Genomic DNA, 26,066 nt, shown 5'->3' with positions numbered 1-26,066 from the left:
ATAGAAATCAAATATATCCATAGGTATTTAGCTGTTTTATTACTTTATCTGTTAGTTCATTAGCGCGACTCCATTGATTAATCTTAGCTAACTTTGTGTTGCTACCGAGTCTTAAAACAAATTGGTCGAGTTGCTCTACAATAAAATTATTTTGATTAATTTCTTGATTTCTTTCATTAAAAGGGAGATTTTTCTCTACTTCATATCGGTTATTACATTGTTTTAAAGACAGTTTGTCTGAAACCTTTCCTGTATTGAAAAAGATTTCAAATGAAATCAATAAACCACCTTCTTGGCGAAAGTTAATCATCAATACATCGCCATCAGCTCTTTTCGTAAAGGGATGTGAGTATTGGATCGCAGGGTTTGAAAGTACAACATCAGGTATTAAAGATAACAATAGTTCTATATTTTTTGCGATAGTGTTTCGTAATGTATTGAATGGCAATTGGTTTTCAGTCTCTAATATTCTGTGTGTTACGATACGTAATAACCCTGTTTCTGTGCCACGTTTAGACATTAATGACGTTTTTATTTGGTTGAACTGGTAATCAAAGCTAAGAGGCTGGCTATAGTTAATCAATGTGTCATGGAATATTGCTTTCTTTAATACTTCCTTCAATTCGCTTTCACTATAGTTGGGGATATCATTTAATAGGATATCTTTTCCTGCTGTTACAGCCATCTGAATAGCAAATTTTAGTAACTCATCACTGCAAGTGGACGTCATTATGATGCAATCAACATCGTCATTATTGATCAGTTCTTCTATCTTTTTCTTTTGGCACATAAAGTCAGTCATAGAAGGGAGTGATGGAGTCAAATGGCAAATTGACTTTAGCTCACTATGATGGGTGCAGCATTTTATCGCATCAATATAAAGTTGGTTATAAGGTGCTGTGCCGATTAAACCAATACCAGAGCGATTAATTGACGTGACAGAATGCTGTTCTTCAAGTAAACGAAGGTGGCCGAGTAAATAAAGAAAGTGTGTATTTAACATGCTTAGCCCTCATTCTTGGTTTTATCTAACGCGAGATATAATCCCAACATAGCAGGGTGAAATAATAATTTCATTTGATTGTCTTTTTAGAATTTGTATTTTCTGATGAGATTCACAAATCCAAGAAAAAGATGAAACTTAATTAACATTCAATAAATACGTTTATGTTAATGAGGGAGAGGATTGGAAGAGGCTCTGAATTAATGGAGGTGTTTAATTACAGAGCCGTATAACTTAGACTAAGCTGCTGCCCTGGCGATAGGCTAATGCCACTGTCAGTGATTGTGCTAAACATAAGGTGGCTGATTGCGAACGAAATGCATCTACTTGGGCTTCTTTGATAACAAAACAAACATCACTGAAACTTGCCAACGGGCTGATTTGGCTGTCAGTAATAACGATCTGTTGTGCGCCTGCTTGAGCTGCTTTCTCACTTACCATGACCGTTTCCGAGGCGTAAGGTGTGAAACTGATTGAAATAACAACGTCATTTTCACTGATCCGGCTGATCTGCTCCTTGAACATCCCACCAAGTCCATCAATGAGTACTGGGCGACATTCCAAATGGCTAAGGGCGTAGCTCAAATACGTTGCAACGCTGAATGAGCGACGCAAACCGATAATGTAGATATTTTGTGCGTTCGCTAATAACGATACCGCTTTTTCGATATCCTCTGCGGGAGTTCTAGCTGCCATTTGTTGCAAAGCTTGGGCGTTAGAGTGCGCGAATTCCTTCAAAATTTGTGAAGGATCATCACTTAGTTCTTGAGAGCCATCCATTTCACGAAACATGCGCGCTCTATCGGTATAGCTGGCGGTTTCTTCAACAAGGTTCATACGAAACAATTGTTTCATTTCATTAAACCCACTGAAATTAAACGCATTTGCAAAACGGATCAGTGTCGAAGGCGGAACTTTCGCTTCTTTCGCAATGACGGCGACAGTATCAAATGCGACGCTATTCGTATTGTCTAATACGTAGCGTGCCACTTGCTGTAGCCGTTTACTTAATTCGTCGTATCGCGAGCGAACCTGCTCTTGAAACTCATTTAAATTTGATGCACTTGACATATAACCTCCAGAATTTGGCTCTAATTGTAGTTGTTTTACGGCGTTAGTCGAATCTTTTTGAAACACTTAGTTCATATTTAAAAATTTTCTTTTCTTGAAATCTCAAAATAATTTGAATTTGGGATAATAAATTGAACAGCTTACATCAATTTGTTCTCTTGTTTTCTTGATTGAAAGCAAGACATATTTTGCTCAACACAACAGCCAAATAGCCAATAAATAAGTGATGAAAGTAAGTTTAAGTCTGGTGTTTTTTCGTCACTATTAGAAATTGCATAAAAACTTTGTCTAGATCACATAAATTGAATGTTATTTCAAATTTAGTTGTAAATGAAACAAATATTTCATATACATTGAGTAACTAGGTAACTCTGTCAGCTAAAGAGAGGCAACATGGAACAGATTCATAATTTTATTGGTGGTGAAATAGTATCCAGTAAAAGTGGGCGTTTTGCGCCCGTATTCAACCCAGCAACGGGGGAGCAAAGTGCTCAGGTTGTGCTTAGCAGTGCCGATGAAACAAAAAAAGCCATTGAAATTGCGAATAAAGCATTTCCTAAATGGTCAAAACTTTCTCCTTTGAAACGTTCTCGGATCTTATTCAAATTTAAAGCATTGCTTGAAGAGAATATGGATGAACTGGCGCGTTTAATATCACAGGAACACGGTAAAGTTTTTTCTGATGCGGTAGGTGAATTAACTCGTGGCTTGGAAGTTGTTGAATTTGCATGTGGTATTCCTCACTTACAAAAAGGTGAGCACTCAGCCAATGTTGCTACAGGGGTTGATAGCCACTCATTAATGCAGCCTTTGGGCGTTTGTGTGGGGATCACGCCATTTAATTTCCCAGCAATGGTACCGATGTGGATGTTCCCTGTGGCTATTGCAACAGGAAATACCTTTGTTTTAAAACCGTCAGAAAAAGATCCTTCTTTAGCTTTAGCATTAGCTAAATTGTTAAAAGAAGCTGGCTTACCTGATGGCGTATTTAACGTTGTTCAAGGGGACAAAGAATCTGTCGATGTGCTCTTAACTGCGCCAGAAGTTCAGGCAGTTAGTTTTGTTGGTTCAACGCCTATTGCTGAATATATTTACACGACGGCATCTGCTCATGGCAAGCGCTGCCAAGCACTCGGTGGCGCAAAAAATCACTGTATCTTAATGCCGGATGCGGACATGGGGCAGGCAGCTAATGCTATTATGGGCGCGGCATTTGGCGCTGCAGGTGAGCGTTGCATGGCATTATCCGTCGTCTTGGCAGTCGGTGATGAAACAGCAGATACACTCATTGCTAACTTGAAAGGCCAAATTGCTAAAATGTCCGTTGGTCCTGGTATTACCGAAGGCAAAGAAAATGACATGGGACCCGTCATTTCAGCACAGCATAAAGCTAAAATCTGTGACTATATTACCAGCGGTGAAAAACAAGGTGCAACTTTATTGGTTGATGGCCGTGATTTTAAAGTTAAAGGCTTCGAAAATGGTTATTTTGTAGGGCCAACATTATTTGATAATGTCACCCCTGAAATGGACATTTATAAAGAAGAAATTTTTGGGCCTGTATTAGCGGTGGTGCGTGTTCCAGATTTCGAAACAGGTTTGAAACTAATTAACCAACATGAATATGGTAATGGAACAGCGATTTTTACCCGTGATGGTGAAACTGCGCGTGAATTCCAAGAAAATGTCCAAGCGGGAATGGTTGGCATCAATATTCCGATTCCAGTACCGATGGCATTCCACAGTTTTGGTGGTTGGAAACGCTCTATTTTTGGTCCATTAAATGTACATGGAAATGACGGTGTTCGCTTCTATACTCGCATGAAAACAGTCACTAGCCGTTGGCCTGCAAGCGTTCGCTTAGAACACCATGAAAGTAGTTTCACAATGCCTACCATGGAATAAACGGAGACCCGTATGAATAAGCAGAAAATGACGACAGCTCAAGCGTTGGTTAAATTTCTAAACCAACAATACGTTGATGTTGATGGTGAGCAGTATCCGTTTATTCAGGGAGTATTTACGATTTTTGGCCATGGCAACGTTGTGGGTTTAGGTCAGGCGCTCGAAGAGGCGCCTGGGCATCTACGTGTTTACCAAGGTTGCAATGAGCAAGGCATGGCACATATTGCCACAGGCTTTGCAAAGCAAAAAAAACGTAAACAAATTTTTGCGGTTACGTCCTCTGTTGGCCCTGGTGCTGCGAATATGATCACAGCTGCAGCAACAGCAACGGCGAATCGCATCCCACTGTTATTACTACCAGGCGATACCTTTGCAACACGTCAGCCAGATCCCGTTTTGCAGCAAGTTGAACAGTATGGTGACGGAACAATAAGCACCAATGACTGTTTTCGTCCTGTTTCACGTTATTGGGATAGGATCTCACGGCCTGAGCAATTGATGACGGCCATGATCAATGCGATGCGAGTGTTAACTGACCCTGCAGATACTGGTGCAGTAACCATTTGCCTTCCGCAAGATGTTCAAGGTGAGGCGTGGGATTACCCTGATTACTTTTTTGAAAAACGGGTTCATCGTATTGAGCGTAGGCCACCGACGACGGTGAGTATCGAAGAAGCCGTAAATTTGATCCGCAGTAAGAAAAAACCACTGCTTGTGTGTGGCGGTGGTGTACGTTACTCCGAAGCTCACGAAGCATTTTTGCAATTTGCTGAAGATTATCAGATTCCATTTGGTGAAACCCAAGCGGGTAAAAGTACTGTGGTTGCCAGCCATCCCTTGAATATGGGGGGAATTGGGACGACAGGTGGGTTAGCCGCAAACTTGTTAGCTAAAGAGGCCGACTTAGTTATTGGTGTCGGTACGCGTTTTACTGATTTTACCACCGCATCAAAGTCTTTATTTAGTCATCCAAATGTGAAGTTCTTGAATATCAATGTTGCGGAGTTTGATGCAAGTAAGTTAGATGCATTGAAAGTGGTTGCGGATGCCAAAGAAGCATTACAAGCACTGAGTATAAAATTGAAAGATCCTCACTATGAAACTCAATGGGGGGATGAAATTCAGCAGGCTAAGCAACAGTGGAAGGATGAGCTAGAACGATTATTTAGTATTCAGTATCGCCCATTGGATTTTGTTCCTGAGATTGCAGGCCATCTTGATGATAAGCTTGAAGAATACAGTAAAACGTTAGGTACAGAGCTGGCGCAAACACGGGTATTAGGTTTGATGCAACAATACATGGAAGACGATGCCATTATTGTCGGGGCAGCAGGTTCATTACCGGGTGATTTACAACGTATTTGGCTACCAAAACAAAGAGATACCTATCATCTTGAATATGGCTATTCATGCATGGGGTACGAAATTGCGGCCGCTGTTGGGGCTAAAATTGCTGCGCCGAAGCAACCTGTTTATGCGATGGTCGGAGATGGTTCTTATTTGATGTTACACAGCGAATTACAAACCGCGATTCAGGAGAATATCAAGGTCACCATCTTACTGTTTGATAATGCAGGATTTGGTTGTATTAATAACCTGCAGATGAGCCAAGGAATGGGGAGTTTTGGTACAGAAAACCGCTACAGGAACCCACAAACGGGCTTGATGGATGGGCCGTTAGTGAAGGTGGACTTTGCCAAAAATGCAGAAAGTTATGGCTGTAAAAGTTATCGGGTACATGATGAGAAACAATTGATTGCGGCCCTGGAAGATGCTAAATCTCATTCAGGCTGTGTATTGATTGATATTAAAGTACTCCCAAAAACAATGACAGATGGTTATGAAGCGTGGTGGAGGACAGGAACAGCACAAGTTTCTAAAAAGCCTCAAATAGTTGCTTCCGCTGAAAAAATTAAACAAATGATTGAGCATAAAGTTCGTCTTTATTAATCAATCTATTGCGGTAGTGCTTTATATTATCGAAATAACTCGACGGTGTTTTACCGTCGAGGAATGTTCTTCGTTTTCTTAATGAGTCTGATGTAACTAAGTAGGGTAGTTATTGGAAATTTAGCAAGGATTGCTTTGGTTTTAATTTACATTTTGGTTTTAATTTACATAGTGGTTATTACTTGTCGTTCTATATTTGTCATACTTCAAGTTGCATGGGGAACTGCGCTACGCTAGTCGCCTACGTTTAACTCGAATTATTTGGATCATATACCCAGTTTAGGCTGGGTTTTTTATGATTCTTATAGTTTAAAAAATGCATAATTGAAATATATGTTTTATTTGGGGGTGGGTAAAAATTTAAAAAAGAGGCTATGAAAAATTAATATGCCAGCAAACACAGACTTTATTGTTAAATGCTTCTCGCTTACATTGTCAATTTGTGATCTGAATAACACTAAAAATACACTTTAATATAACATTTGTTATCCAGAGCCCAAAAATATAACTTTCAAAAAATTATAAATTGAAATGAATGTTTTATTTGGTATATTCCATAATATCCAAATAGTGGATTTAAGGTATCAAGGAGCATTTGAATGTTCAATATAGCACTATTCGGCGCAGGACGTATCGGACAGGTTCATGCTGTTAATATTGCCGGCCATAAAGAAACTAAACTTTATTCTGTCATCGACCCTTACCAACCGAATGCGGTTGCCTTGGCTGAAAAATACCAAGCAAAAGTGCAGACGACAGAAGAAGCGATGCAAGACCCTAATGTACAGGGTGTCTTAATTGCATCAGCCACAGATACTCACGCTGATTTAATCGAACTAGCCGCTAAACATAAAAAAGTGATCTTCTGTGAAAAACCGGTTCATCTAGACCTTGAGCGTGTGAAACAGTGTTTAAAAAGTGTGAAAGACCATAATGTTCCACTGTTCATTGGTTTTAACCGTCGCTATGACCCTCAATTTCGCCACTTGAAAAATTTATTCCAACAAGGCGCAATTGGTAAAGCAGAATCTTTAATTATCACGTCTCGCGACCCATCACCACCACCCGCAGAATACGTTAAAGTCTCTGGTGGTATGTTCAGAGATATGACTATTCATGATTTTGATATGGCTCGCTTTATGATTGGTGAAGAGCCTTGTTCTGTCTACGCACAAGGCAGTAATGTTGTAGACCCTGCTATTGGTCAAGCAGGTGATATTGATACCGCGTTTATTATCTTAAAATTCCCATCTGGTGCAATGGCGACAATTTCTAATAGCCGTCGTTCAGGTTATGGTTATGACCAACGGATTGAATTGCATGGTGAAAAGGGCTTATTAACGGCAGGAAATATCAAAGAGAATAGCGTTGCGCTTTTAAGTGAAGTTGGGTGCTTATCTGCTAAGCCAGAATATTTTTTCCTGCAACGTTACCACGAAGCATACAAAGCAGAGTGGCAGCATTTTGTTGATATCTTAGCAGGTCGTACGGTGCCTGAAACGACAGGTACCGATGGCGAGCTAGCTTTATATCTTGCAGACAAAGCACTGGAGTCACTCAAAACAGGTAAAGAAGTTAAATTGTAATTAATACGATAATACTATTTAACTTGGTTATAAACTTGCGGTTAAAAAACGCTTTTTGGCCGCAATAGTGAATATATTTATTTATCAATGAATATATAAAATATTGACCTTACATTTTATTTAATACTCTTTAGGCTTTCAATGAACAGAGATTAATTGAGGCTGTTGTAATCTTATTTTTTTAATTTAGCTGCTGTATTTATTATTTTAAATTTGCGAAAACTATTTTTAATAAGTTTATAGAACAGGCCTAAAGCTAGCAAAGTAGCGATTCAAACCAGAGTGCCAGAAATCATTTCATTATTTAATCTTTAACATTAAACATTTATTTAAATATTGAAGAATTGTTTTTTTGGTAAGACATAATGATTCAAATAATAAGGTAATAATATGTCATTAATCATGAATCTCAATCAACAACAGAGAAAAAGGTTGCACCAAATAACCTTGGTTGCAACCTTTGGTGGATTACTATTTGGTTATGATACAGGCGTCATTAACGGTGCATTTTCATCATTGAAAGAAAACATGAGCTTAACGCCAACCACGGAAGGGCTGGTGATGAGTGTCCTATTAGTGGGCGCGGCATTAGGCAGTGTGTGTGGTGGACGTGTAGCAGATTTTATTGGACGTCGGACTTATTTGCTTTATCTCTCATTTCTGTTTTTATTTGGGGCATTTTTATCTGCAGCAGCCCCAAATATTGAAATTCTTCTTATTGCTCGGTTTATATTGGGCTTTGCGGTGGGGGGGGCCTCTGTGACGGCACCGACATTTATCTCTGAGGTGGCTCCGACTGAAATGCGGGGAAAACTTACCGGGCTAAATGAAGTTGCTATTGTTATCGGGCAGTTAGCGGCATTTGCTATCAATGCGATTATTGGTTCAATTTGGGGCCACCTTCCTGATGTTTGGCGTTATATGCTGTTAGTACAAGCTGTGCCCGCACTGTGCCTGCTATTTGGTATGTGGAAAGCACCTGAAAGCCCGCGTTGGTTAATGAGTAAAAACCGTCGTGAAGAAGCCTTGAAAATACTGAAGCAAATTCGCCCTGAAAAGCGTGCCATTCAAGAATATGAAGATATCGTGACCTTGTTAGATGTTGAAGCTGCGGAAGCTAAACGTCATCCGAATGCCAATAAACAAAATTTAGCGTTAATTTTTAATACGCCTTGGATTTTTAAATTGGTATTAATTGGGATGGTGTGGGCGGCATTACAGCAAACGACCGGGGTTAACGTTATTATGTATTATGGTACAGAAATTCTCAAAACAGCGGGTTTTTCTGAGCAAACCTCTTTAGTTTTCAACGTATTAAATGGTGTTTTTTCTGTTGGTGGTATGGTGATAGGGGTGTTATTCCTTGTTGACAGATTCAAACGTAAAACACTGATAGTTGGTGGTTTTGCACTAATGGCATCGCTACACTTATTGATTGCAGCAACAGATTACTTCTTAACAGGGGATGTTAAAGCCACATTAATTTGGTTACTTGGTGCGGTATTTGTTGGGGTTATGCAAGGAACGATGGGCTTTTTAACGTGGGTTGTTCTTGCAGAGCTATTTCCACTTAAAATTCGCGGGTTATCCATGGGGATCTCGGTCTTCTTTATGTGGATTATGAATGCGATTGTGAGTTATTTATTCCCTGTATTACAAGCAGAACTTGGTTTAGGCCCAGTATTCTTAATTTTTGCAGTAATAAACTACTTAGCTATCGTTTTTGTGGTGAAGTTATTGCCAGAAACATCAAACAAATCATTAGAGCAATTAGAAGAAGAGCTCTCATCAATGTAATTATTACTTATTGGTGGTGTGAATATACCTAATTAACTTAATCGAGGGTTGGATATGATAGAACAACTAACCACAAGTAATTTGCATTTAGGTTGTCAGGCAAGAAATAAAGCTGAAGTACTCAAAATGGTTGGTACGGAATTTAAAAATAAAGGTTATGTTGATAGGGACTGTGTCCATTTCTTAACGGAAAGGGAACAACAGATATCAACATTCTTGGGGAATGGTATCACATTGCCACATCTCCCTAAGTCGGCCAATGATATTATCTTGCATACTGGTGTTGAAATTTTTCAATTCCCTGATGGTGTGATATGGGACAGAACCAATGTGATGTTTATCGCAATAGGTGTGATTGCAAAATCAAGGGAACATATTGATGTACTTAGGGAAATAGCATTGATTTTTAGTGATGAATTTATTGCCAATGCATTGTCTCTGACGTCAAGTAAGGAAGAGTTTTTAAGTATTCTTCATCGCTAGTTTTTGCTTTTGAAGAGAGTATGGGATTTTTGCCGGATCCCATACTCAATAAATTTCATTTCTAGTTATTCTATTTCATTTCATTCCGCTTTATTACGTCCCTACTGTTTTCTATTCCTCTGAATTGAATGTTTATTTTCTTATATATTAACTGATTACATCAAAAGTTAACGTCAGATCACATAATGAAATTAATATTTCCAATAATATTGAAAGTGAAATGAATGTTCCGTATAACATGATTATTGAAATAAAATCTGGAACGAATATTGGGCCAGCCATTGCACTACAGGAAATGAGCGAGAGGTAGAACAGATGAAAGAGATCCGTATCGGGATGATAGGTACTGGCTATATAGGGCGAGCTCATGCCATTGCTTATGCACAAGCTCCAACCGTTTTTCCATTGCAGGGGAAATTGGTTCGCGAAATGATTGCAGAAATTACCCCTGAGCTAGCACAAACCCGAGCTCAGGAAATGGGGTTTAACCGTGCAACAGATGACTGGCGCAAATTAGTTGCAGATCCAAATATTGATGTAGTGGATATTTGTTCGCCTAATTTCCTGCACAAAGAAATGGCAATGGAAGCTATCAAGCATGGTAAACATGTTTATTGTGAAAAACCATTAGCGCTCAATTCTGAAGATGCCAAAGAAATGGTCGAAGCGGCTAAAAAGGCTGGCGTCCTAACGTTAGTGGGTTTTAACTATATGAAAAACCCCACCTCGCAACTAGCCAAAGAAATTATTGCTAATGGTGAAATCGGCGAAGTTATCCATTTTTATGGCACCCATAATGAAGATTATATGGCTGACCCTAGCGCGCCAATTCACTGGCATTGTTTTAAAGAAAAAGCAGGGTTAGGTGCTTTAGGGGACTTATCTGCACACATTATCAATATGGCGCAATTCCTAGTAGGCGATATTGAAACCGTCTGTGGTGATATGGAAATTGTGATTAAACAGCGTCCTGAAAAGGCGGGTTCAACCGTTATGGTTACGGTTGAAAATGAAGACCAAGCGCATGCCATGGTACGTTTTGCTGGCGGCGCCATGGGCGTCATTGAAACTTCACGCATCGCAGCTGGCCGTAAAATGGGGCTAACCTATGTGGTGACAGGCACCAAAGGAACGCTGTCTTTCACTCAAGAACGAATGGCAGAGCTAAAGCTCTATCGTCATGATGAACCTAGCAACCGCCAAGGCTTTAAAACCATTTTTGTTGGGCCAGAGCACCCAGATTACGCGCCATTTTGTAATGGTGCGGGTCATGGTATTGGCTTCAATGACCAAAAAACGGTCGAAGTACGCGATTTAATTGATGGTGTTGCAACAGGGCAACCAATGTGGCCTGATTTTGAAGAAGGCTGGAAAGTATCACGAATATTAGACGCGATAGCACGTTCATATGATGAACAACGTTGGGTTAACGTTAAAGAAATCAATTAATTCTGTTGTAGTTAAGGGGTAATTAATGGATAAGCAGAAGAAGTTAGATGTTATCTGTATGGGTCGTATTGCCGTTGACCTGTACGGACAACAGATAGGTTCTCGTTTAGAAGATGTGAGCTCGTTTGCCAAATATTTAGGCGGCTCTTCAGGAAACGTTGCATTCGGCACTGCAATACAAGGATTGAAATCATCAATGCTTGCCCGTGTGGGGGATGAGCACATGGGGCGTTTTTTACGTGAGGAATTACAGCGTGTAGGTTGTGATACCAGCCATCTTATAACAGACAAAGACAGATTAACGGCATTAGTTATCTTAGGGATCAAAGATCAGGATACTTTCCCATTAATTTTTTATCGTGATAACTGTGCTGATATGGCGATTACGCCAAATGATTTTACGGAAGAATATATTGCATCCGCACGTTGCTTGGCAATTACAGGAACGCATTTATCTAATCCAAAAACTCGCGCTGCAGTATTGAAAGCATTGGAATATGCTAAACGTAATAACGTCAAAACAGCTATTGATATCGATTATCGCCCAGTCTTATGGGGGCTGACCTCTTTGGGTGATGGTGAAACGCGCTTTATTGCTTCCGATAGTGTCACGCAACAACTGCAAGATGTGTTATCGATGTTCGATTTGATTGTCGGGACAGAAGAGGAGTTTCATATTGCAGGTGGGACAACGGATACTGTACAAGCACTCAAGAACATTCGCCAATTAACGGATGCGGAACTGGTGTGTAAACGTGGCTCTCTTGGCTGCTCCGTATTTAGCGGTGCGATCCCTGAAACGCTGGACGAAGGGATCACCGTTCATGGTGTGAGAGTTGAAGTACTTAACGTATTAGGTGCTGGCGATGCATTTATGTCTGGCCTACTACGCGGTTATTTAAACGGTGATGGTTGGGAAAAAGCCTGCGCCTACGCGAATGCTTGTGGGGCTTTAGTGGTTTCGCGCCATGGCTGTGCGCCTGCAATGCCAACAAAAATCGAGTTAGATAATTACCTTGAACGTGCTGCGGCAGTTCCTCGCCCAGATCTCGACCCGATGCTTAACCATTTGCACCGTGTAACCACACGCAGCACACAATGGAATGAACTTTGTGTCATGGCATTCGACCATCGCATTCAATTTGTTGACATGGCACGCCTCGCAGGGGTTGATATTTCTTGCATTCCAACCCTGAAAAAATTGATTTACCGCGCTAGTAGTGAAGTGGCCGAAGAGGCAAATCTGCAGGGAAAAGCAGGGTTACTCTGTGATAGTACATTTGGCCAAGACGTATTGAATGATGTGACCGGACGTGGTTGGTGGATAGGCCGCCCAATCGAGCTACCTGCCTCAAGACCATTATGTTTAGAGCATGGCAATATCGGCTCTCAGCTGATTAGCTGGCCAAAAGAGCATATTGTGAAATGTTTGGTATTTTTCCACCCAGAAGACAACCATCCACTGCGCTTAGAGCAAGAAAAAACCGTTCAAGAAGTGTATAGCGCATGCTGCCAATCAGGGCATGAATTATTGCTCGAGGTGATATTGCCCGCAGATATGGAACGCAACGATGAGCTGTACTTACGCGCAATCAAACGCTTCTATAACTTAGGTATCAAGCCTGACTGGTGGAAATTGCCACCACTACAAGCGGAAAACTGGGATGCCGTTGATCAATTAATTCAAGAACGTGATCCTTATTGCCGCGGTGTCGTGCTCTTAGGGCTTGATGCACCACAAGCTGAGTTACAAGCTGGTTTCAATGCAGCAGCAGGTAAATCAATCGTCAAAGGATTTGCCGTTGGCCGGACTTTATTTGGTAAGCCTTCGTTGGAGTGGATGAAAGGTGAAATCAATGACGATGAGCTGGTACAGAAAATCAAAACTAATTACTTAAACCTGATAGCCCTATGGCGTCAGCGTAAATAATATTACTTTTACCTACACAGGAGCTTCATCATGGCAATCCAACTTGGTATCAACCCGTTGACATGGACGAATGATGATTTACCCACTTTAGGGGCAGAAACGTCTCTAGAAACATGTTTAACTGAAGGCCGTCAAGCAGGTTTCGCTGGTTTTGAGTTAGGTAATAAATTTCCACGTAAAGCGGAAATTTTAGGGCCGATTTTAAAACAGCATGACTTACAACTGGTTTCAGGCTGGTATTCGGGAGAATTATTATCTCGCAGTGTGGAAGAAGAAATTGAAGCGGTACAAGAGCACTTAGCGTTATTGCGTGATTTAGGCGCTAAAGTGATGGTTTTTGCGGAAGTGACCCATTGTATTCATGGCGATCAAAATAAACCTGTTCATATGCGTCCATTGTTCCCAGCCGACCAATGGGAAGAATACGGCAAGAAACTGACTGAATTCGCAAAATATACGTTATCTCAAGGTGTGAAAATTGCCTATCACCACCATATGGGAACTGTGATCGAGTCTGCAGAGGATGTGGATAATTTAATGAAGCACACGGGTGATGAGGTCGGTTTATTGCTAGATACTGGCCATTTAACCTTTGCTGGCGCAGACCCTGTTGAAGTGGCAAAACGTTGGGCAAAACGTATCAATCACGTGCATTGCAAAGATGTCCGTGCAGATGTCCTAAAAGATGTTAAAAACCGTAAAACCAGCTTCTTAGATGCAGTATTAGCAGGGGTGTTCACGGTACCTGGAGATGGCTGTGTTAACTATCCCGAAGTGTTTAAAGTATTGAAAAATAGCCAATATGAAAATGGTTGGCTAGTGGTTGAAGCAGAGCAAGACCCTGCGATTGCACACCCGTTGACTTATGCCACACTGGGTTATAAAAATCTGTCTAAGTTTGCTAAGGATGCAGGTTTAATCTAAATCGTCGTCATATTTCAGTCTGTGGCGTTGTTGGCTTCGTTTGCCAACTCTAGCCACAAACTGAAATATTTAATTGATAAAAAGGTTAGTGGCTGAAAAGAATTACCTATCTATAACCTAAAAAGTGTCAGAGGAAAGTTATGTCAAAATTACTGTCGAAATACCATGCTCCAGATGCACATAAGCGTACTCAGCATATCACTCCACAAATTGCTAGCTGGGGATATGTTCACTTTGATGTATTTGAATTAAAACAAGGCGAATCAATCTCTTTGCCTGCTTCTGAAAACGAAATGTGCTTAGTGCTGGTGGCGGGGAAAGCGACGATTAAAACGCCTAATCAAACGTTTGAAAATATTGGCGACCGTATGGAGCCTTTCGAACGCAAGAAACCTTATGCGGTCTATGTTACAGCACAAGAGTTTGCTGAAGTCATCGCAGATACCGACCTTGAATTGGCAGTTTGTAAGGCTAAAGGAAAAGGAACGTATCCAACTCGTTTAATTGGCCCTGATGATATTAGTGCGGAACAACGTGGCCATGGTTATAACAAACGCTATGTGCATAATATTTTGCCGGATAATAAAGCGGCTGACAGCTTATTAGTTGTGGAGGTCTTTACAGACGAAGGCTGCACTAGTTCTTATCCAAGTCATAAACATGACACCGATAATGAACCCAATGAAACTTATCTAGAAGAAACCTATTATCATCGTTTAAACCCATCTCAAGGTTTCTGCATGCAGCGCGTTTATACGGATGACCGAGAGTTAGATGAGTGTATGGCGGTGTATAACAAAGATGTTGTCATGGTACCGAAAGGGTATCATCCAATGGCGACTGTGGCGGGTTATGATAACTATTACCTTAATGTGATGGCAGGGCCAACACGTAAGTGGTTATTTACATGGGAAAAAGACCATAACTGGGTGAATAGCGAAGCCTATGCTGCTAAACACCGTGAAAAGTAAGTCAAAACAGTAATATGTGAATTAAGTTCTGTTATCTATCTTTGCCGGTAAATATTTACCGGCTTTTTTTATACCTAAATTTATTTTGTTTCTCTAAATAACTTCAAGATAATACTCGTCATAATGGCGATGGCTCCCCCTAAGGCAGTTTCAAGAACGCGGTCAAACAATAGTTCATAGGTTGGGTGACGCCAATATACAACGAGCTCAAGAATGGACAAAATTAAGCTTGTCACGACAAACGTCATAAATGTATATCCGTGATGAAAACTCATTGGCATTAAAAAGGCGAATACCACAACTGCAATTAAACCGATGTATGGCATAAAGGGTAAATTGAACAGAAAATATAGTAATAAGACAGAAATGAGGCTGCCTAAGACCCTCTGCAAAGTAATTTTAACGATACTTTGTGATTTTGGGTGCAATACAAAAACGAAGGTCAGTAATGTCCAATAAAAGTGCCCTAGATCTATACTGCGTGGAATGGCTAGTGTGAGTAATAGCCCGAAAGTATAAATCATTGAACGTGGAATAATGTTTTTTCTTAAGGTAAACAAATTTTGTTCAACTAAAGCACTCGTAATTACGCTATGGCGTGTCATTTTATGGCTAAGGACATAATACGTAATCAACGTGACTCCACTGCCAATAATAAAGCCTAACGCCAAGCTCTTCGATATATCAGGTAATATGGTCCCAATTGTTGACATGATGATCATAAACTTCATGGTTAAATCCATCGCGGGATCTGTGCCATACAGTTGGTAATAAATGAACGAAAAAATAGCGAGATAAATATAATATGCTGTACCGAGACGTAAGGTATCGCCAATAAAAATAGCCACTAAAATCATCAACAAACAACAAGCCGTGTAGGCATAGTTTTTATATTCTTTTGCCGCATTAAATAAATTGAATGAATACAGTGTTGAGAATGTTGCCCACATTGCGGCTTGTGCATCTAAAATCACAAAAGCGGTTGCGGCACTAAAAAACATACAACTGGTAAAAATAACGCCATCGTGGATAGCAGGAAACGTTCTCATAATGCGATGCTCAAAAAAAGATACCTAACTTATTAATTAATAACATAATTAGATAATATATGGTATGAAATTTCAAGGTGAAAACTCAGTATTTATGACAAGTTATCATTAAATGGCATCAGTGAAATTGTTGGTTGCGATATTCTGTTTTTATGTGACAAAAAAGGCATAATAGGGGGGAGCAGTCGTAGCAATCATAAAGGGAATAAAATGCAAATAATTAATCCGCATGATTTTGTTTGGGTTGGTAGTAATGAAGACGTTGCGCTAGATACACTTCCAGAATGGGTCGCCTCACAGTGGAATAATAAACTCCCTCTAACTGTTTATCGAGATAAAGCAGAAAATAACAAGCTAACAGTTGCTATCAGAGGCATAAAACCACATCAACGTGTGACCACTCAGATTGAAAAATCGGCGATCACTCACATTATGAATGTTGAGTCACTGGTTGCTAATTCAGTTGAATTACAACGTTCTATGTTTATTGCATTACCGCCAGTTCAAGTTTTATGGATAATTTCACAGACTAAATGGCCTTGGCAATGGGGAGTTGCAGGGAGTTGTGCTTACACTTTAGCGACAGATATCCAAAGTATGTTGTCAGACTGCGACCTTGATGTGGTCATTCGCTGCCCACATCCTCAAGAAAAAGAGGATTTTGCTGAGTTTGCTATTAAGGCGAATACTCCTTATTGCCCAATTGATATTCATATCGAAACCCCTAAAGGTGGGTTTTCATTAGCTGAGTGGTTTAAAAATGAACAAGTTACATTACATACACCACTTGGCGACGTGATGACGTCAGACCCTTGGGATGAAAAGCTATAGGCGGTTAATTGTCTGTTAAATAACCTATCGTGGTTTGAATAGCCAGCAAATTGGTTAAATATTAATTTTGATGTTCGAGCAGGTGATTTTTTTCTAATCAAATAAAATGGAGGCACATATTGCCTCCTTATTCGCCCATTTTAATGCTCAATATTCGGCTCTTGTAAGCCGGCTTCATGCCACTCTTTCATTGCGGGTAAAACTAAAATTCGGTCAACCCATTGTTTAGCCGCTGGGTTTACAGGTAAATGATAACTGCGAATTCGGAAGGCAACTGGTGCAAAAAAAGCATCTACAGCCGTAAATTCACTACCTGCAAGCCAAGGGCCACCAAATTGGTTTAGCCCATCTTGCCATAATTTCTGCAAGCGGTTTAAGTCAGTTTGTAATTCAATTGAAATATTATTAAGTGGTGCATTATGAGCACCATCCATAGGACACTGCTGGCGTAGTGCACTAAAACCTGAGTGCATTTCTGCGCTAGCACTTCGAGCCCATGCTCTGGCTTTGCGATCTTTTGGCCAGACTTGAGGAAAGTCTTCTGCAATATATTCGCAAATGGCTAAAGAATCCCATATTGTTTGGGTTTCATCGATTAAACAAGGGACTAAACCGGTAGGGGAAAAACGACTGAATTTTTCATGGCTGCTTTTACCGTTTTCAAATAAACACAAATTTTCTTCAAACGGGATTTGTAATACCTTTAGTAAAACCCATGGGCGCAATGACCATGAAGAGTAGTTTTTATTTGCTATCCAAAGTTTATACATAGTATTTAACCTATCAGTCAGTTCGCAATGTTAAAAGGAAGAATACCAATGTATGGGGAAAAAGGCAGACCTACAAATGTTATTTTATCGAAAATAGCTTATATCCATTAGGAATAAGTTAGATTTAATTGAAATTAATAAATAAATGAACTAAGTATTTAGTTACGACCATTTACAAAAGTGGAAGAATCTTTATTCAACTTTTATAATTAAAACTAGACAAAATCAAATAGTAATCTATTTTTTATTATGTTGATCGTATTTGAATATCTTCAACAAAATATTTGTTTAACTTTGGGATAGGAATAAAATTAATTTCACCTTATGATTATTACGGCTTAGTTAATAAAATATTACCTTCTTCTCTAAATGGTTTTTATCATGCAATGGAAAAATAATGCAAGCCGCTATGGGCATATCTCTTTGCTCGTACATTGGCTGGTCGCAATTGTCGTATATGGAATGTTCGCTTTAGGTTTATGGATGGTGACACTAGGTTATTATGATAGTTGGTATCATCAAGCTCCAGAGATACATAAAAGTATAGGAATATTATTATTTATTGTTATGGCATTTCGTGTGATTTGGCGATTTATTTCACCGCCACCGAAGCCATTAGCAAGCTACAGTAAATTAACGAAAGCTAGCTCTATTATTGTTCAAATTCTGATTTATATTATTTTATTCAGTATTTTGAACAGCGGTTACTTAATCTCAACCGCTGATGGACAGCCTATCAGTGTATTTGGTTGGTTTGATGTACCTTCACTATTTACTGGTGCTGCAACACAAGCGGATACCGCAGGTGAAGTTCATTTATATTTAGCTTGGGCAGTGGTTTTATTATCAGTGTTGCATGCTTTTGCAGCTTTTAAACATCACTTTTTTGATCGTGATATTACATTAAAAAGAATATTGGGTTTTAACCCCGATAAGTAACGTGGAGATAATTATGTTGAAGAAAACGGTTCTTGGTCTGGCTACTGGTGCACTTTTTTTAACGGCAGGTTCAGCATTAGCAGAAACTTACCAATTTGATAAGCAAGGCCAACACGCGTTTATTGAATTTCGTATTCAGCATTTAGGTTATAGCTGGGTATATGGTAGTTTTAAAGACTTTGATGGGACTTTTACTTATGATGCAAAAGATCCATCAAAAGATAAAGTTGAAGTGACTATCAAGACTGGCAGCATTGACACTAACCATGCAGAGCGTGATAAACATTTACGCAGTGGTGATTTCTTAAATGCAGCAAAATTCCCTGAAGCGAAATTCGTTTCAACAGAAGTGAAGAAAGACGGTGAAGCATACAAAATAACGGGTGATTTCACGTTAAACGGTGTCACTAAACCGATTACGTTAGATGCTAAATTAATGGGCGAAGGTAAAGATCCTTGGGGTGGATACCGTGCAGGTTTTGAAGCTCAAGGTAATATCAAGTTGAAAGAATTTAACATCAAATCTGATTTGGGGCCTAAATCTCAAGAAGCACAACTGTTAATTTCAGTTGAAGGTGTTCAAGTTAAATAAGATTTTTGCCATAAAAAACCTTCGGGCTTTCGAATCCTGAAGGTTTTTTTATATCCAACGTATTATAAATTGCTTCTTTGTGGCAAATTCCCTCGTCTTAACCTCGCAATTTCCTTTATTCCTATAGCTAGACGACTTTGATACAAGCTAAAATAAGCATTATCACTTTTTATAGATCAATTCATGGATTAGCGCTTTAGATACATGAAGATTAGCGTTTTTAGATGCCATGACATTATATTCAATTAGTTTTGCAATCTATAATCAGCTTGAAAGTGTTTGTGGGGAACCGTTTTACCAAGAAAAGGCAGGGTAACTTTGAATACAAATAACTCACGTAAAACCGCATTAATTGTTAGCATTATTTTTATTGCATTTGCATTCGGTTTTTATTGGTTAAGTAAAGATAACAATGTGTTATCTACAGAAAATAATAGTGCCATTCATTCAGAAGCACTTGCTCAAGTAGAAAAAGAGCTGCCGATTATCGCGACGGTTAAGAAAATAAGCCCTGAAACCTACCAAAGTTTTGAGCACTTAATTACACAGTACGACCCAGCTAATGAAGACTTACGCCGCCAACTGTTTGATCAGGTTGTTGGAAATGTCATGAAGTTAGTACTCGAACGAATGGAATATGCCTCTGATGATTCCGTGATTAATTTTACCAGTAGAGTGAATGATTACCTGAAAGTCTTATTGGAAGAAGATCCAACAGGAAAAACATGTTTTTATTCATTGTTTCCGCACCTAAGAGAAACAGCAGAAATTATTCCGCCACAAAAAAGCCAAGCTGTTTTGCTGAAGCAAATTCAGGCAACTAATGAACTCTTAATTTCCAGTGAGGAAGGCGTAAGACAGACGTTGATGTCCTCTAAAGAGTATTCGGATGAGTTAACGCAACTTGCTAGCGGTCTTTCTGCAAAGTATGGTGCAGATACTGCAATCCTTGGGAATTTAGAGGCTGGGAAGAAATCTCCTGCACTAGCTTGCCGTATTTCTATCAGCTTTTATGATGAAATATTATCGATTCCAGATAATCCGAAAAAAGCCGCATTGTTACGTTCTTTATTTTCATCAGTAAATAATTAATTCTTTCTCGCAAAATGGCACTGGTTAATATGGGTGCCATTTTGTGTCATTATTTATTATATTTCATTGTGTTAATCGCACTTTTTTTAATACATTATTCTTTGAGCATAAATAGTTCGTATTTATGTAGTATGCTTATTATGTAAATTTATTTTTAACTATTTTGGAGATGGCATGCAATTTATTAAGAAAAGTATCGTAGCACTTGCCGCAACTGCAGCGATATCAATGCCGATTACAGTTAGCCAAGCTTGTACCCGAGTTGTTTATTTAGGTGAAAATGAACAAATAATGACCGGAAGAACAATGGATTGGAAATATGATATTGGTACCAATCTATGGATCTTTCCTCGAGGCATGGAGCGTGACGGTATTGCAGGGCCTAACTCTTTAAAATGGAAATCAAAATACGGTAGTGTGATAGCCTCGGGTTATGACATTTCAACGACTGATGGAGTGAACGAGGAAGGCCTTGTTGCTAATTTACTCTGGCTTGCGGAATCAAAATACCCTCAACTCGATAACAAGCAACCTGCATTGTCGATATCTTTATGGGCGCAATATGTTCTAGATAATTATGCGACAGTAGAAGAAGCGGTAGCTGACCTAGAAAAAAATCCACTTGTCGTCGCAACGGATAATGTTCCAGGACAAGATAGACTAGCAACGTTGCATTTATCATTATCAGATGCGAGTGGCGATAGCGCAATTATTGAATATATTGATGGTAAACAGGTCATTCATCATAGCCGCAAATATCAAGTGATGACTAACTCACCGGCTTATGAAAAGCAATTAGCAATGCAGGAATATTGGCAAGGTATTGGTGGCACTGTCATGTTACCGGGGACTAACCGTTCCGCTGATAGATTTGCTCGTGCTCAGTTTTATATTAATGCAATCCCTCAAAAAACAACACCTAATAAAGCGGTAGCTAGCGTTTTCAGTGTGGTACGTAATGTATCCGTTCCTTACGGATTGACGTCCGAAAGTTCGCCTGAAATTTCATCTACACGTTGGCGAACATTAGTTGACCATAAACGCCAGCTCTACTTTTTTGAATCGGCATTAACGCCAAATATTTTTTGGACTGATTTAGCAAAAATTGACTTTTCGGCTGAAACGGGAAAAGTGAAGAAATTGGACCTTGGTGAAGAGCAGAGCCATATCTATTCAGGGGATGCGACCAACAGTTATGTCGTTTCAAAACCTTTTGAATTCTTAGGATTAAGCGCGGAACAATTAAGATATTAATATCGCTTATAAAGCATATCAGCCTCCTTTACCTTTAGGGGGTTGATATGAATCAAGTCCTCGATAGTTTATTCATGAATATTTTGCAGATAGCAAACTAACGGTATAAGATGTATTTAAAATGCAACTTATTGGTGGTGATGATATGAATGATCTCGTGTGTTACAAAACTATGCCAGTTTGGAATAAAAATTCCTTACCGTTAATGTTCCAAGAGCGCCATAATACAAAAGAGGATACATACGCACAGTTGAAAGTGCTAAAAGGCTCTTTAGACTTTATCATTTTTAATGAAGATGGCAGCGAGCAACACTTTACCTTTGATATTCATAACCAACCGCCTATTATTGAGCCTCAGGTTTGGCACCGCATTTCCGCGTGTAGTGATGACATGGAGTGCCAACTCGATTTTTTATGCAAATCAGAACTGAAATTTTATAAAGAGCACGGGCTAACGACCCCACATTCAGAAGTGCGCTATTTGTGTGAGAATCACCTTAGTAAGCCATGTAAAACATTGGACTTAGGTTCAGGGCGGGGCCGCAATAGTTTTTATCTTGCCTTGCAGGGGTACGACGTGACCTCGGTAGATATTAACCCTCAACATATCCAAGCGATTGACTTTGTTAAAAAACAAGCCGGAGTTGAAAATATTCATACAGCGGTTTACGACATTAATAGTCACCAGATACAAGAGGATTACGAACTTATTATTTCCACTGTTGTACTGATGTTCTTGCAAAGAGAAAAAATTGCCAATGTTATTACTAATATGCAAGAACATACCCTGCCAGGGGGAGTTAACGTTATTGTGTGTGCTGTTGAAACGCCAGATGCACCACTGGATTTAGTGCCATTCAAATGCTTCTTAAAACCAGGCGAGCTAGAAGGGTACTATAAAGATTGGGATATTTTGAAATATAATGAAAATCCTGGTCACTTACATCGCACGGATTCACAAGGTAACCGTATTAAATTAAACTTTGCGACACTCATTGCCAAGAAAAAATAAGTAAGAAACTAGCATAGGTTATCTTAATAAAAGAGTTGCCACTGTCGGCAACTCTTTTTACTTCTACTATTTAAGGTTTGTCAGTGGCGGGGGGAGCGGTTTCTTTTTCGCTACGGGCTAAGGTTTTTTCTAACAACACAGAGTAAAGCGGTTTGCCACCTAAAAATTGAGCCACCATTGTGGCGCCAATGCAGGTAATAATCATAGGTAAGATTAACTGGTAGTTATTTGTCATTTCTAAAACTAAAACTATTCCCGTTAATGGCGCTCTGACGGTTGCGGCAAATAAAGCTCCCATGCCAGCAATAGCGAAAGTAGCCACTTCAATTTGGTAATTAGGGAATATTTCGAGGGCAGCATAGCCGAAAACACCACCAAATAAGGTCCCAAGGGCGAGTAAAGGGGAGAAAATGCCCCCTGGAGCACCAGAGCTAAAGCTGATCGTTGAAGTCAAAAACCGTAAAGCAAAAAATATGAATAACAATGTGATGGTGAATTGGCCTGCAACCATCTGGTGGATCACTGAATAACCACCACCAACAATTTCAGGCAGGTAAACACCAACTGCACCACAGGCACCACCAATTAACCCGCCCATCAAGACAAAGCGAGAAATTTTATTTTGGTAAAATGCTAAAAATTTGCTTTGTAAGTACAATAAAAAGCCATTAAAACAGATACCGATGACACCAAACATTAAACCTAAAATTAAATAAAGCCATAAAGTATTCATTGGCGCAGAAGAAAATTGGCCGATATTTAATACAATAGCTTCCCCATTAATTAACCGATAGACAATCGTGGAGGTAACAACACCGATAAATACCGCTTTAATTGAAATTAAACTGTATTTAAATTGTGGGCGCATTTCTTCAATAATAAATAAAATACCGGCTAAAGGGGCATTAAATGCAGTGGATAAACCCGCGGCAGCACCAGAGGCAAGCAACGTATGGCGTGACTCATTGTCTTTTAAACGAAATAAATCATAGAACATTTGGCTAAGGTTCGCACCAAGTTGCACGGTTGGCCCTTCTCGTCCTAACACCATGCCTGAGCCCAATGTCCCTAATCCACCAATAAACTTAACCGGGATGACTCTCCACCACCTTACAGGGCGTAAATCCTGTAATGCACCTTCAATTTCTGGGATCCCAGACCCACCTGATTCAGGAGAGAACCGTTTAACAAGGTAGTAACCTAACATGGCAAGAAGTGCAGAGATAAAAAACATCCCCACAACCATCAACCATTTAGGGGCAACCCATTCACTCACCGATTGAATGCGATAGTTGCTAATCCAAGTTGTTCCTAATTCAAATAGTGAGCCGATAAGACCGACTGCTGCACCAATCAGTGCGGCGAGTAGTAAGATTTTTACAGGTGTTTTATCTGACTCTTTTAACCGTTTAAAAATCCGCAATCTATTTTTCATCATAGATTTACTTACTGAATTTACTTGGCTCATCTTTATTGGATTCTCTTTATACGATGGAATAACAAACACTTATAGGTAAGTATAACAAGAGTTATCGTAAGAACGTTATCAGGAATAAAATAAAATGCAAAATAGGGAATTTAAGCAAGAAAGGTGAAAAATAAAATTAATCAGCACGAATAGCATACTTTTAATATTGTTAATAGTTCTCATTTGCAATGAATATTAATATAGATCAATAAACCGTTAGATAACGAATAATTCCACTTTTTTATTCTAATAAAGAGCGTAGTCTTAATGTTGTATTTGAAATGCAACTTTAAGAGGCCAACAACATGTACTGTGTGCAATGTGAACAAACAATTAGAACTCCAGCTGGAAATGGCTGTGCATACGCGCAGGGTATGTGCGGTAAAACAGCAGAAACATCTGACCTACAAGATTTATTAGTTGCTGTATTGCAAAGCTTATCTGCAAGCGCAGTCACTGCTCGCTCACTGGGTATTATTGACCATGATATTGATAGTTTTGCTCCGCGCGCATTTTTCTCTACCTTAACCAACGTCAACTTTGATTCAGAGCGTATTATTGGTTATGCCCGTGAAGCTATTTATTTACGTGATAAATTAATCAAACATTGCCTATCTGTGAATAGTGCAGTGGCTTTCAATCACCCATTAATTAATTTGCAATTAAATGGGACTGATATTCCAACCTTGCAGGAACAGGCGGCTCAATTTTCATTAGATATTGATAAAGCTGAAGTCGGTGAAGACATTCACGGTTTACGTATGTTATGCCTGTATGGCTTAAAAGGTGCAGCAGCCTATATGGAACACGCCCATGTTTTAGGCCAGTATGATAATGATGTTTATGGTCAATATCATGAAATTATGGCTTGGCTTGGAACATTGCCATCAGATATGAATGAGCTGCTTGATAATGCCATGGCAATTGGTTTGATGAATTTCAAGATCATGGAAATTCTGGATGCAGGTGAAACGAGTGAATTTGGTCATCCAACACCAACGGAAGTCAACGTTCGCCCAGTCGCTGGGAAATGTATTTTGATTTCAGGCCATGACCTGAAAGACTTAAAAATGCTGTTAGAGCAAACCGAAGGTACGGGTATCAATATTTATACTCACGGTGAAATGCTGCCAGCACATGGTTACCCAGAACTGAAAAAATACCCTCATTTAGTCGGTAACTATGGTAGCGGTTGGCAAAATCAGCAAGTGGAATTTGCAAAATTCCCAGGGTCTATCTTGATGACCTCTAACTGTATCATTGACCCTGATGTTGGAGATTATAAAGACCGTATCTGGACGCGTAGTATTGTGGGTTGGCCGGGTGCAAAACATTTAGTTGGCGATGATTTTTCTGCAATGATAGCTCAAGCTCAGTCGCTTACCGGTTTCCCGTATACTGAAATCGAGCACAAAATTACCGTTGGTTTTGGTCGTCAAACACTGTTAGGCGCGGCAGATGCGGTGATTGATTTAGTTTCACAGAAAAAATTACGTCACGTATTCCTTGTTGGTGGTTGTGATGGTAGCCGCGGTGAGCGTAGCTATTACACAGATTTTGCGCGTAGTGTGCCTGAAGATTGCTTAATCCTAACACTTGCTTGTGGTAAGTATCGTTTTAACAAATTAGATTTCGGTACATTAGAAGGGCTGCCACGCTTACTGGATGTAGGACAATGTAACGATGCGTATTCTGCAATCATGCTTGCAGTGAATCTATCAGAAAAACTTGGTTGTGGTATTAATGATTTGCCATTGAGTTTGATTCTGTCTTGGTTTGAGCAAAAAGCGATCGTTATCCTCTTAACATTGTTAGCGTTGGGTGTGAAAAATATTTATACCGGCCCAACAGCACCGGGTTTCTTAACTGAAAACTTATTAAATGTGCTAAATGAGAAGTTTGGCATGCGTAGTATTACGACGGTTGAGCAAGATCTGGCAGAAATCTTACCTGCATGATCAATAAAACGATAGAAAAAGCTTAAAAACGA

At 39.5% G+C, this 26,066-nt stretch carries 21 protein-coding genes; 16 read left to right on the top strand and 5 right to left on the bottom strand.

Features of this window, described 5'->3' with window-relative positions; translation table 11 throughout:
• Window positions 1–7: 7 nt before the first annotated feature.
• Together CYG50_RS13255 and CYG50_RS13250 are read right to left on the bottom strand one after the other, a co-directional pair.
• Window positions 8–1,003 carry a hypothetical protein gene (locus CYG50_RS13255; RefSeq protein WP_229597474.1) on the bottom strand — a complete coding sequence of 332 codons (996 nt, stop codon included), beginning with the start codon at window positions 1,001–1,003 and terminating at the stop codon, window positions 8–10.
• 234 nt (window positions 1,004–1,237) lie between these two features.
• Window positions 1,238–2,074 (bottom strand): MurR/RpiR family transcriptional regulator, encoded by an 837-nt coding sequence (locus tag CYG50_RS13250; RefSeq protein ID WP_004913314.1) that lies wholly within the window; start codon window positions 2,072–2,074, stop codon window positions 1,238–1,240.
• 393 nt (window positions 2,075–2,467) lie between these two features.
• Between CYG50_RS13250 and CYG50_RS13245 the strand changes: the two genes are divergently transcribed.
• The 9 genes from CYG50_RS13245 (at window position 2,468) to iolB (ending at window position 15,069) form a co-directional block, all read left to right on the top strand.
• Complete coding sequence (locus tag CYG50_RS13245) at window positions 2,468–3,979, top strand: CoA-acylating methylmalonate-semialdehyde dehydrogenase (RefSeq protein WP_102137345.1); 1,512 nt, start codon at window positions 2,468–2,470, stop codon at window positions 3,977–3,979.
• 12 nt (window positions 3,980–3,991) lie between these two features.
• Window positions 3,992–5,929, top strand: a complete 1,938-nt coding sequence (iolD, locus tag CYG50_RS13240; RefSeq protein WP_102137346.1) for a 3D-(3,5/4)-trihydroxycyclohexane-1,2-dione acylhydrolase (decyclizing) — start codon at window positions 3,992–3,994, stop codon at window positions 5,927–5,929.
• Between the two features lie 599 nt (window positions 5,930–6,528).
• On the top strand, window positions 6,529–7,515 hold the full coding sequence (gene iolG, locus CYG50_RS13235; protein WP_102137347.1) for an inositol 2-dehydrogenase: 987 nt from the start codon (window positions 6,529–6,531) through the stop codon (window positions 7,513–7,515).
• Between the two features lie 390 nt (window positions 7,516–7,905).
• Window positions 7,906–9,312, top strand: coding sequence for a sugar porter family MFS transporter (locus tag CYG50_RS13230; RefSeq protein ID WP_102137348.1), 1,407 nt, complete (start codon window positions 7,906–7,908; stop codon window positions 9,310–9,312).
• 54 nt (window positions 9,313–9,366) lie between these two features.
• Entirely contained in the window at window positions 9,367–9,795 is a 429-nt protein-coding gene (locus tag CYG50_RS13225; RefSeq protein WP_004262128.1) for a PTS mannitol transporter subunit IIA, read from the top strand.
• A 315-nt stretch (window positions 9,796–10,110) separates the two neighbouring features.
• Window positions 10,111–11,244, top strand: a complete 1,134-nt coding sequence (locus CYG50_RS13220) for a Gfo/Idh/MocA family protein (protein WP_102137349.1) — start codon at window positions 10,111–10,113, stop codon at window positions 11,242–11,244.
• A 25-nt stretch (window positions 11,245–11,269) separates the two neighbouring features.
• Window positions 11,270–13,174, top strand: a complete 1,905-nt coding sequence (locus CYG50_RS13215) for a bifunctional 5-dehydro-2-deoxygluconokinase/5-dehydro-2-deoxyphosphogluconate aldolase (RefSeq protein WP_102137350.1) — start codon at window positions 11,270–11,272, stop codon at window positions 13,172–13,174.
• Between the two features lie 30 nt (window positions 13,175–13,204).
• Window positions 13,205–14,098 (top strand): myo-inosose-2 dehydratase, encoded by an 894-nt coding sequence (gene iolE, locus CYG50_RS13210; protein WP_102137351.1) that lies wholly within the window; start codon window positions 13,205–13,207, stop codon window positions 14,096–14,098.
• Between the two features lie 140 nt (window positions 14,099–14,238).
• On the top strand, window positions 14,239–15,069 hold the full coding sequence (gene iolB, locus CYG50_RS13205) for a 5-deoxy-glucuronate isomerase (RefSeq protein WP_102137352.1): 831 nt from the start codon (window positions 14,239–14,241) through the stop codon (window positions 15,067–15,069).
• A gap of 80 nt (window positions 15,070–15,149) precedes the next feature.
• Here the strand turns inward: iolB and CYG50_RS13200 are convergent, their stop codons facing one another.
• Window positions 15,150–16,118, bottom strand: coding sequence for an FUSC family protein (locus tag CYG50_RS13200; protein WP_102137353.1), 969 nt, complete (start codon window positions 16,116–16,118; stop codon window positions 15,150–15,152).
• Between the two features lie 210 nt (window positions 16,119–16,328).
• Between CYG50_RS13200 and CYG50_RS13195 the strand changes: the two genes are divergently transcribed.
• Window positions 16,329–16,949, top strand: coding sequence for a malonate decarboxylase holo-ACP synthase (locus tag CYG50_RS13195; RefSeq protein WP_102137354.1), 621 nt, complete (start codon window positions 16,329–16,331; stop codon window positions 16,947–16,949).
• 140 nt (window positions 16,950–17,089) lie between these two features.
• Here the strand turns inward: CYG50_RS13195 and CYG50_RS13190 are convergent, their stop codons facing one another.
• Window positions 17,090–17,719 (bottom strand): glutathione S-transferase family protein, encoded by a 630-nt coding sequence (locus CYG50_RS13190; protein ID WP_102137355.1) that lies wholly within the window; start codon window positions 17,717–17,719, stop codon window positions 17,090–17,092.
• A 381-nt stretch (window positions 17,720–18,100) separates the two neighbouring features.
• Between CYG50_RS13190 and CYG50_RS13185 the strand changes: the two genes are divergently transcribed.
• From CYG50_RS13185 to tehB, 5 genes are all read left to right on the top strand, one after another.
• On the top strand, window positions 18,101–18,658 hold the full coding sequence (locus CYG50_RS13185) for a cytochrome b (protein WP_102137356.1): 558 nt from the start codon (window positions 18,101–18,103) through the stop codon (window positions 18,656–18,658).
• A gap of 13 nt (window positions 18,659–18,671) precedes the next feature.
• Window positions 18,672–19,250, top strand: coding sequence for a YceI family protein (locus CYG50_RS13180; RefSeq protein WP_102137357.1), 579 nt, complete (start codon window positions 18,672–18,674; stop codon window positions 19,248–19,250).
• A 318-nt stretch (window positions 19,251–19,568) separates the two neighbouring features.
• Entirely contained in the window at window positions 19,569–20,342 is a 774-nt protein-coding gene (locus CYG50_RS13175) for a topoisomerase IV (protein WP_102137358.1), read from the top strand.
• Between the two features lie 174 nt (window positions 20,343–20,516).
• On the top strand, window positions 20,517–21,596 hold the full coding sequence (locus tag CYG50_RS13170; RefSeq protein ID WP_102137359.1) for a linear amide C-N hydrolase: 1,080 nt from the start codon (window positions 20,517–20,519) through the stop codon (window positions 21,594–21,596).
• A 121-nt stretch (window positions 21,597–21,717) separates the two neighbouring features.
• Window positions 21,718–22,608, top strand: a complete 891-nt coding sequence (gene tehB, locus CYG50_RS13165) for an SAM-dependent methyltransferase TehB (RefSeq protein ID WP_102137360.1) — start codon at window positions 21,718–21,720, stop codon at window positions 22,606–22,608.
• Between the two features lie 70 nt (window positions 22,609–22,678).
• On the opposite strand, the gene clcA is transcribed toward tehB, so the two are convergent.
• The gene (gene clcA, locus CYG50_RS13160; RefSeq protein ID WP_102137361.1) at window positions 22,679–24,076 is read right to left on the bottom strand and encodes a H(+)/Cl(-) exchange transporter ClcA; all 1,398 of its coding nucleotides are present in this window, start codon (window positions 24,074–24,076) and stop codon (window positions 22,679–22,681) included.
• A gap of 305 nt (window positions 24,077–24,381) precedes the next feature.
• Between clcA and hcp the strand changes: the two genes are divergently transcribed.
• Entirely contained in the window at window positions 24,382–26,034 is a 1,653-nt protein-coding gene (hcp, locus tag CYG50_RS13155) for a hydroxylamine reductase (RefSeq protein WP_102137362.1), read from the top strand.
• Window positions 26,035–26,066: the final 32 nt, after the last annotated feature.

Source organism: Providencia huaxiensis (assembly GCF_002843235.3).
GTDB classification, from domain to species: Bacteria; Pseudomonadota; Gammaproteobacteria; order Enterobacterales; family Enterobacteriaceae; genus Providencia; species Providencia huaxiensis.
This window is presented reverse-complemented; position numbering and strand designations above follow the sequence as displayed.

Coding starts and splice junctions, on each gene's coding strand:
- CYG50_RS13255 (WP_229597474.1), bottom strand. CDS start 1,003: ATGTTAAATACACACTTTCTTTATTTACTCGGCCACCTTCGTTTACTT.
- CYG50_RS13250 (WP_004913314.1), bottom strand. CDS start 2,074: ATGTCAAGTGCATCAAATTTAAATGAGTTTCAAGAGCAGGTTCGCTCG.
- CYG50_RS13245 (WP_102137345.1), top strand. CDS start 2,468: ATGGAACAGATTCATAATTTTATTGGTGGTGAAATAGTATCCAGTAAA.
- iolD (WP_102137346.1), top strand. CDS start 3,992: ATGAATAAGCAGAAAATGACGACAGCTCAAGCGTTGGTTAAATTTCTA.
- iolG (WP_102137347.1), top strand. CDS start 6,529: ATGTTCAATATAGCACTATTCGGCGCAGGACGTATCGGACAGGTTCAT.
- CYG50_RS13230 (WP_102137348.1), top strand. CDS start 7,906: ATGTCATTAATCATGAATCTCAATCAACAACAGAGAAAAAGGTTGCAC.
- CYG50_RS13225 (WP_004262128.1), top strand. CDS start 9,367: ATGATAGAACAACTAACCACAAGTAATTTGCATTTAGGTTGTCAGGCA.
- CYG50_RS13220 (WP_102137349.1), top strand. CDS start 10,111: ATGAAAGAGATCCGTATCGGGATGATAGGTACTGGCTATATAGGGCGA.
- CYG50_RS13215 (WP_102137350.1), top strand. CDS start 11,270: ATGGATAAGCAGAAGAAGTTAGATGTTATCTGTATGGGTCGTATTGCC.
- iolE (WP_102137351.1), top strand. CDS start 13,205: ATGGCAATCCAACTTGGTATCAACCCGTTGACATGGACGAATGATGAT.
- iolB (WP_102137352.1), top strand. CDS start 14,239: ATGTCAAAATTACTGTCGAAATACCATGCTCCAGATGCACATAAGCGT.
- CYG50_RS13200 (WP_102137353.1), bottom strand. CDS start 16,118: ATGAGAACGTTTCCTGCTATCCACGATGGCGTTATTTTTACCAGTTGT.
- CYG50_RS13195 (WP_102137354.1), top strand. CDS start 16,329: ATGCAAATAATTAATCCGCATGATTTTGTTTGGGTTGGTAGTAATGAA.
- CYG50_RS13190 (WP_102137355.1), bottom strand. CDS start 17,719: ATGTATAAACTTTGGATAGCAAATAAAAACTACTCTTCATGGTCATTG.
- CYG50_RS13185 (WP_102137356.1), top strand. CDS start 18,101: ATGCAATGGAAAAATAATGCAAGCCGCTATGGGCATATCTCTTTGCTC.
- CYG50_RS13180 (WP_102137357.1), top strand. CDS start 18,672: ATGTTGAAGAAAACGGTTCTTGGTCTGGCTACTGGTGCACTTTTTTTA.
- CYG50_RS13170 (WP_102137359.1), top strand. CDS start 20,517: ATGCAATTTATTAAGAAAAGTATCGTAGCACTTGCCGCAACTGCAGCG.
- tehB (WP_102137360.1), top strand. CDS start 21,718: ATGCAACTTATTGGTGGTGATGATATGAATGATCTCGTGTGTTACAAA.
- clcA (WP_102137361.1), bottom strand. CDS start 24,076: ATGAGCCAAGTAAATTCAGTAAGTAAATCTATGATGAAAAATAGATTG.
- hcp (WP_102137362.1), top strand. CDS start 24,382: ATGTACTGTGTGCAATGTGAACAAACAATTAGAACTCCAGCTGGAAAT.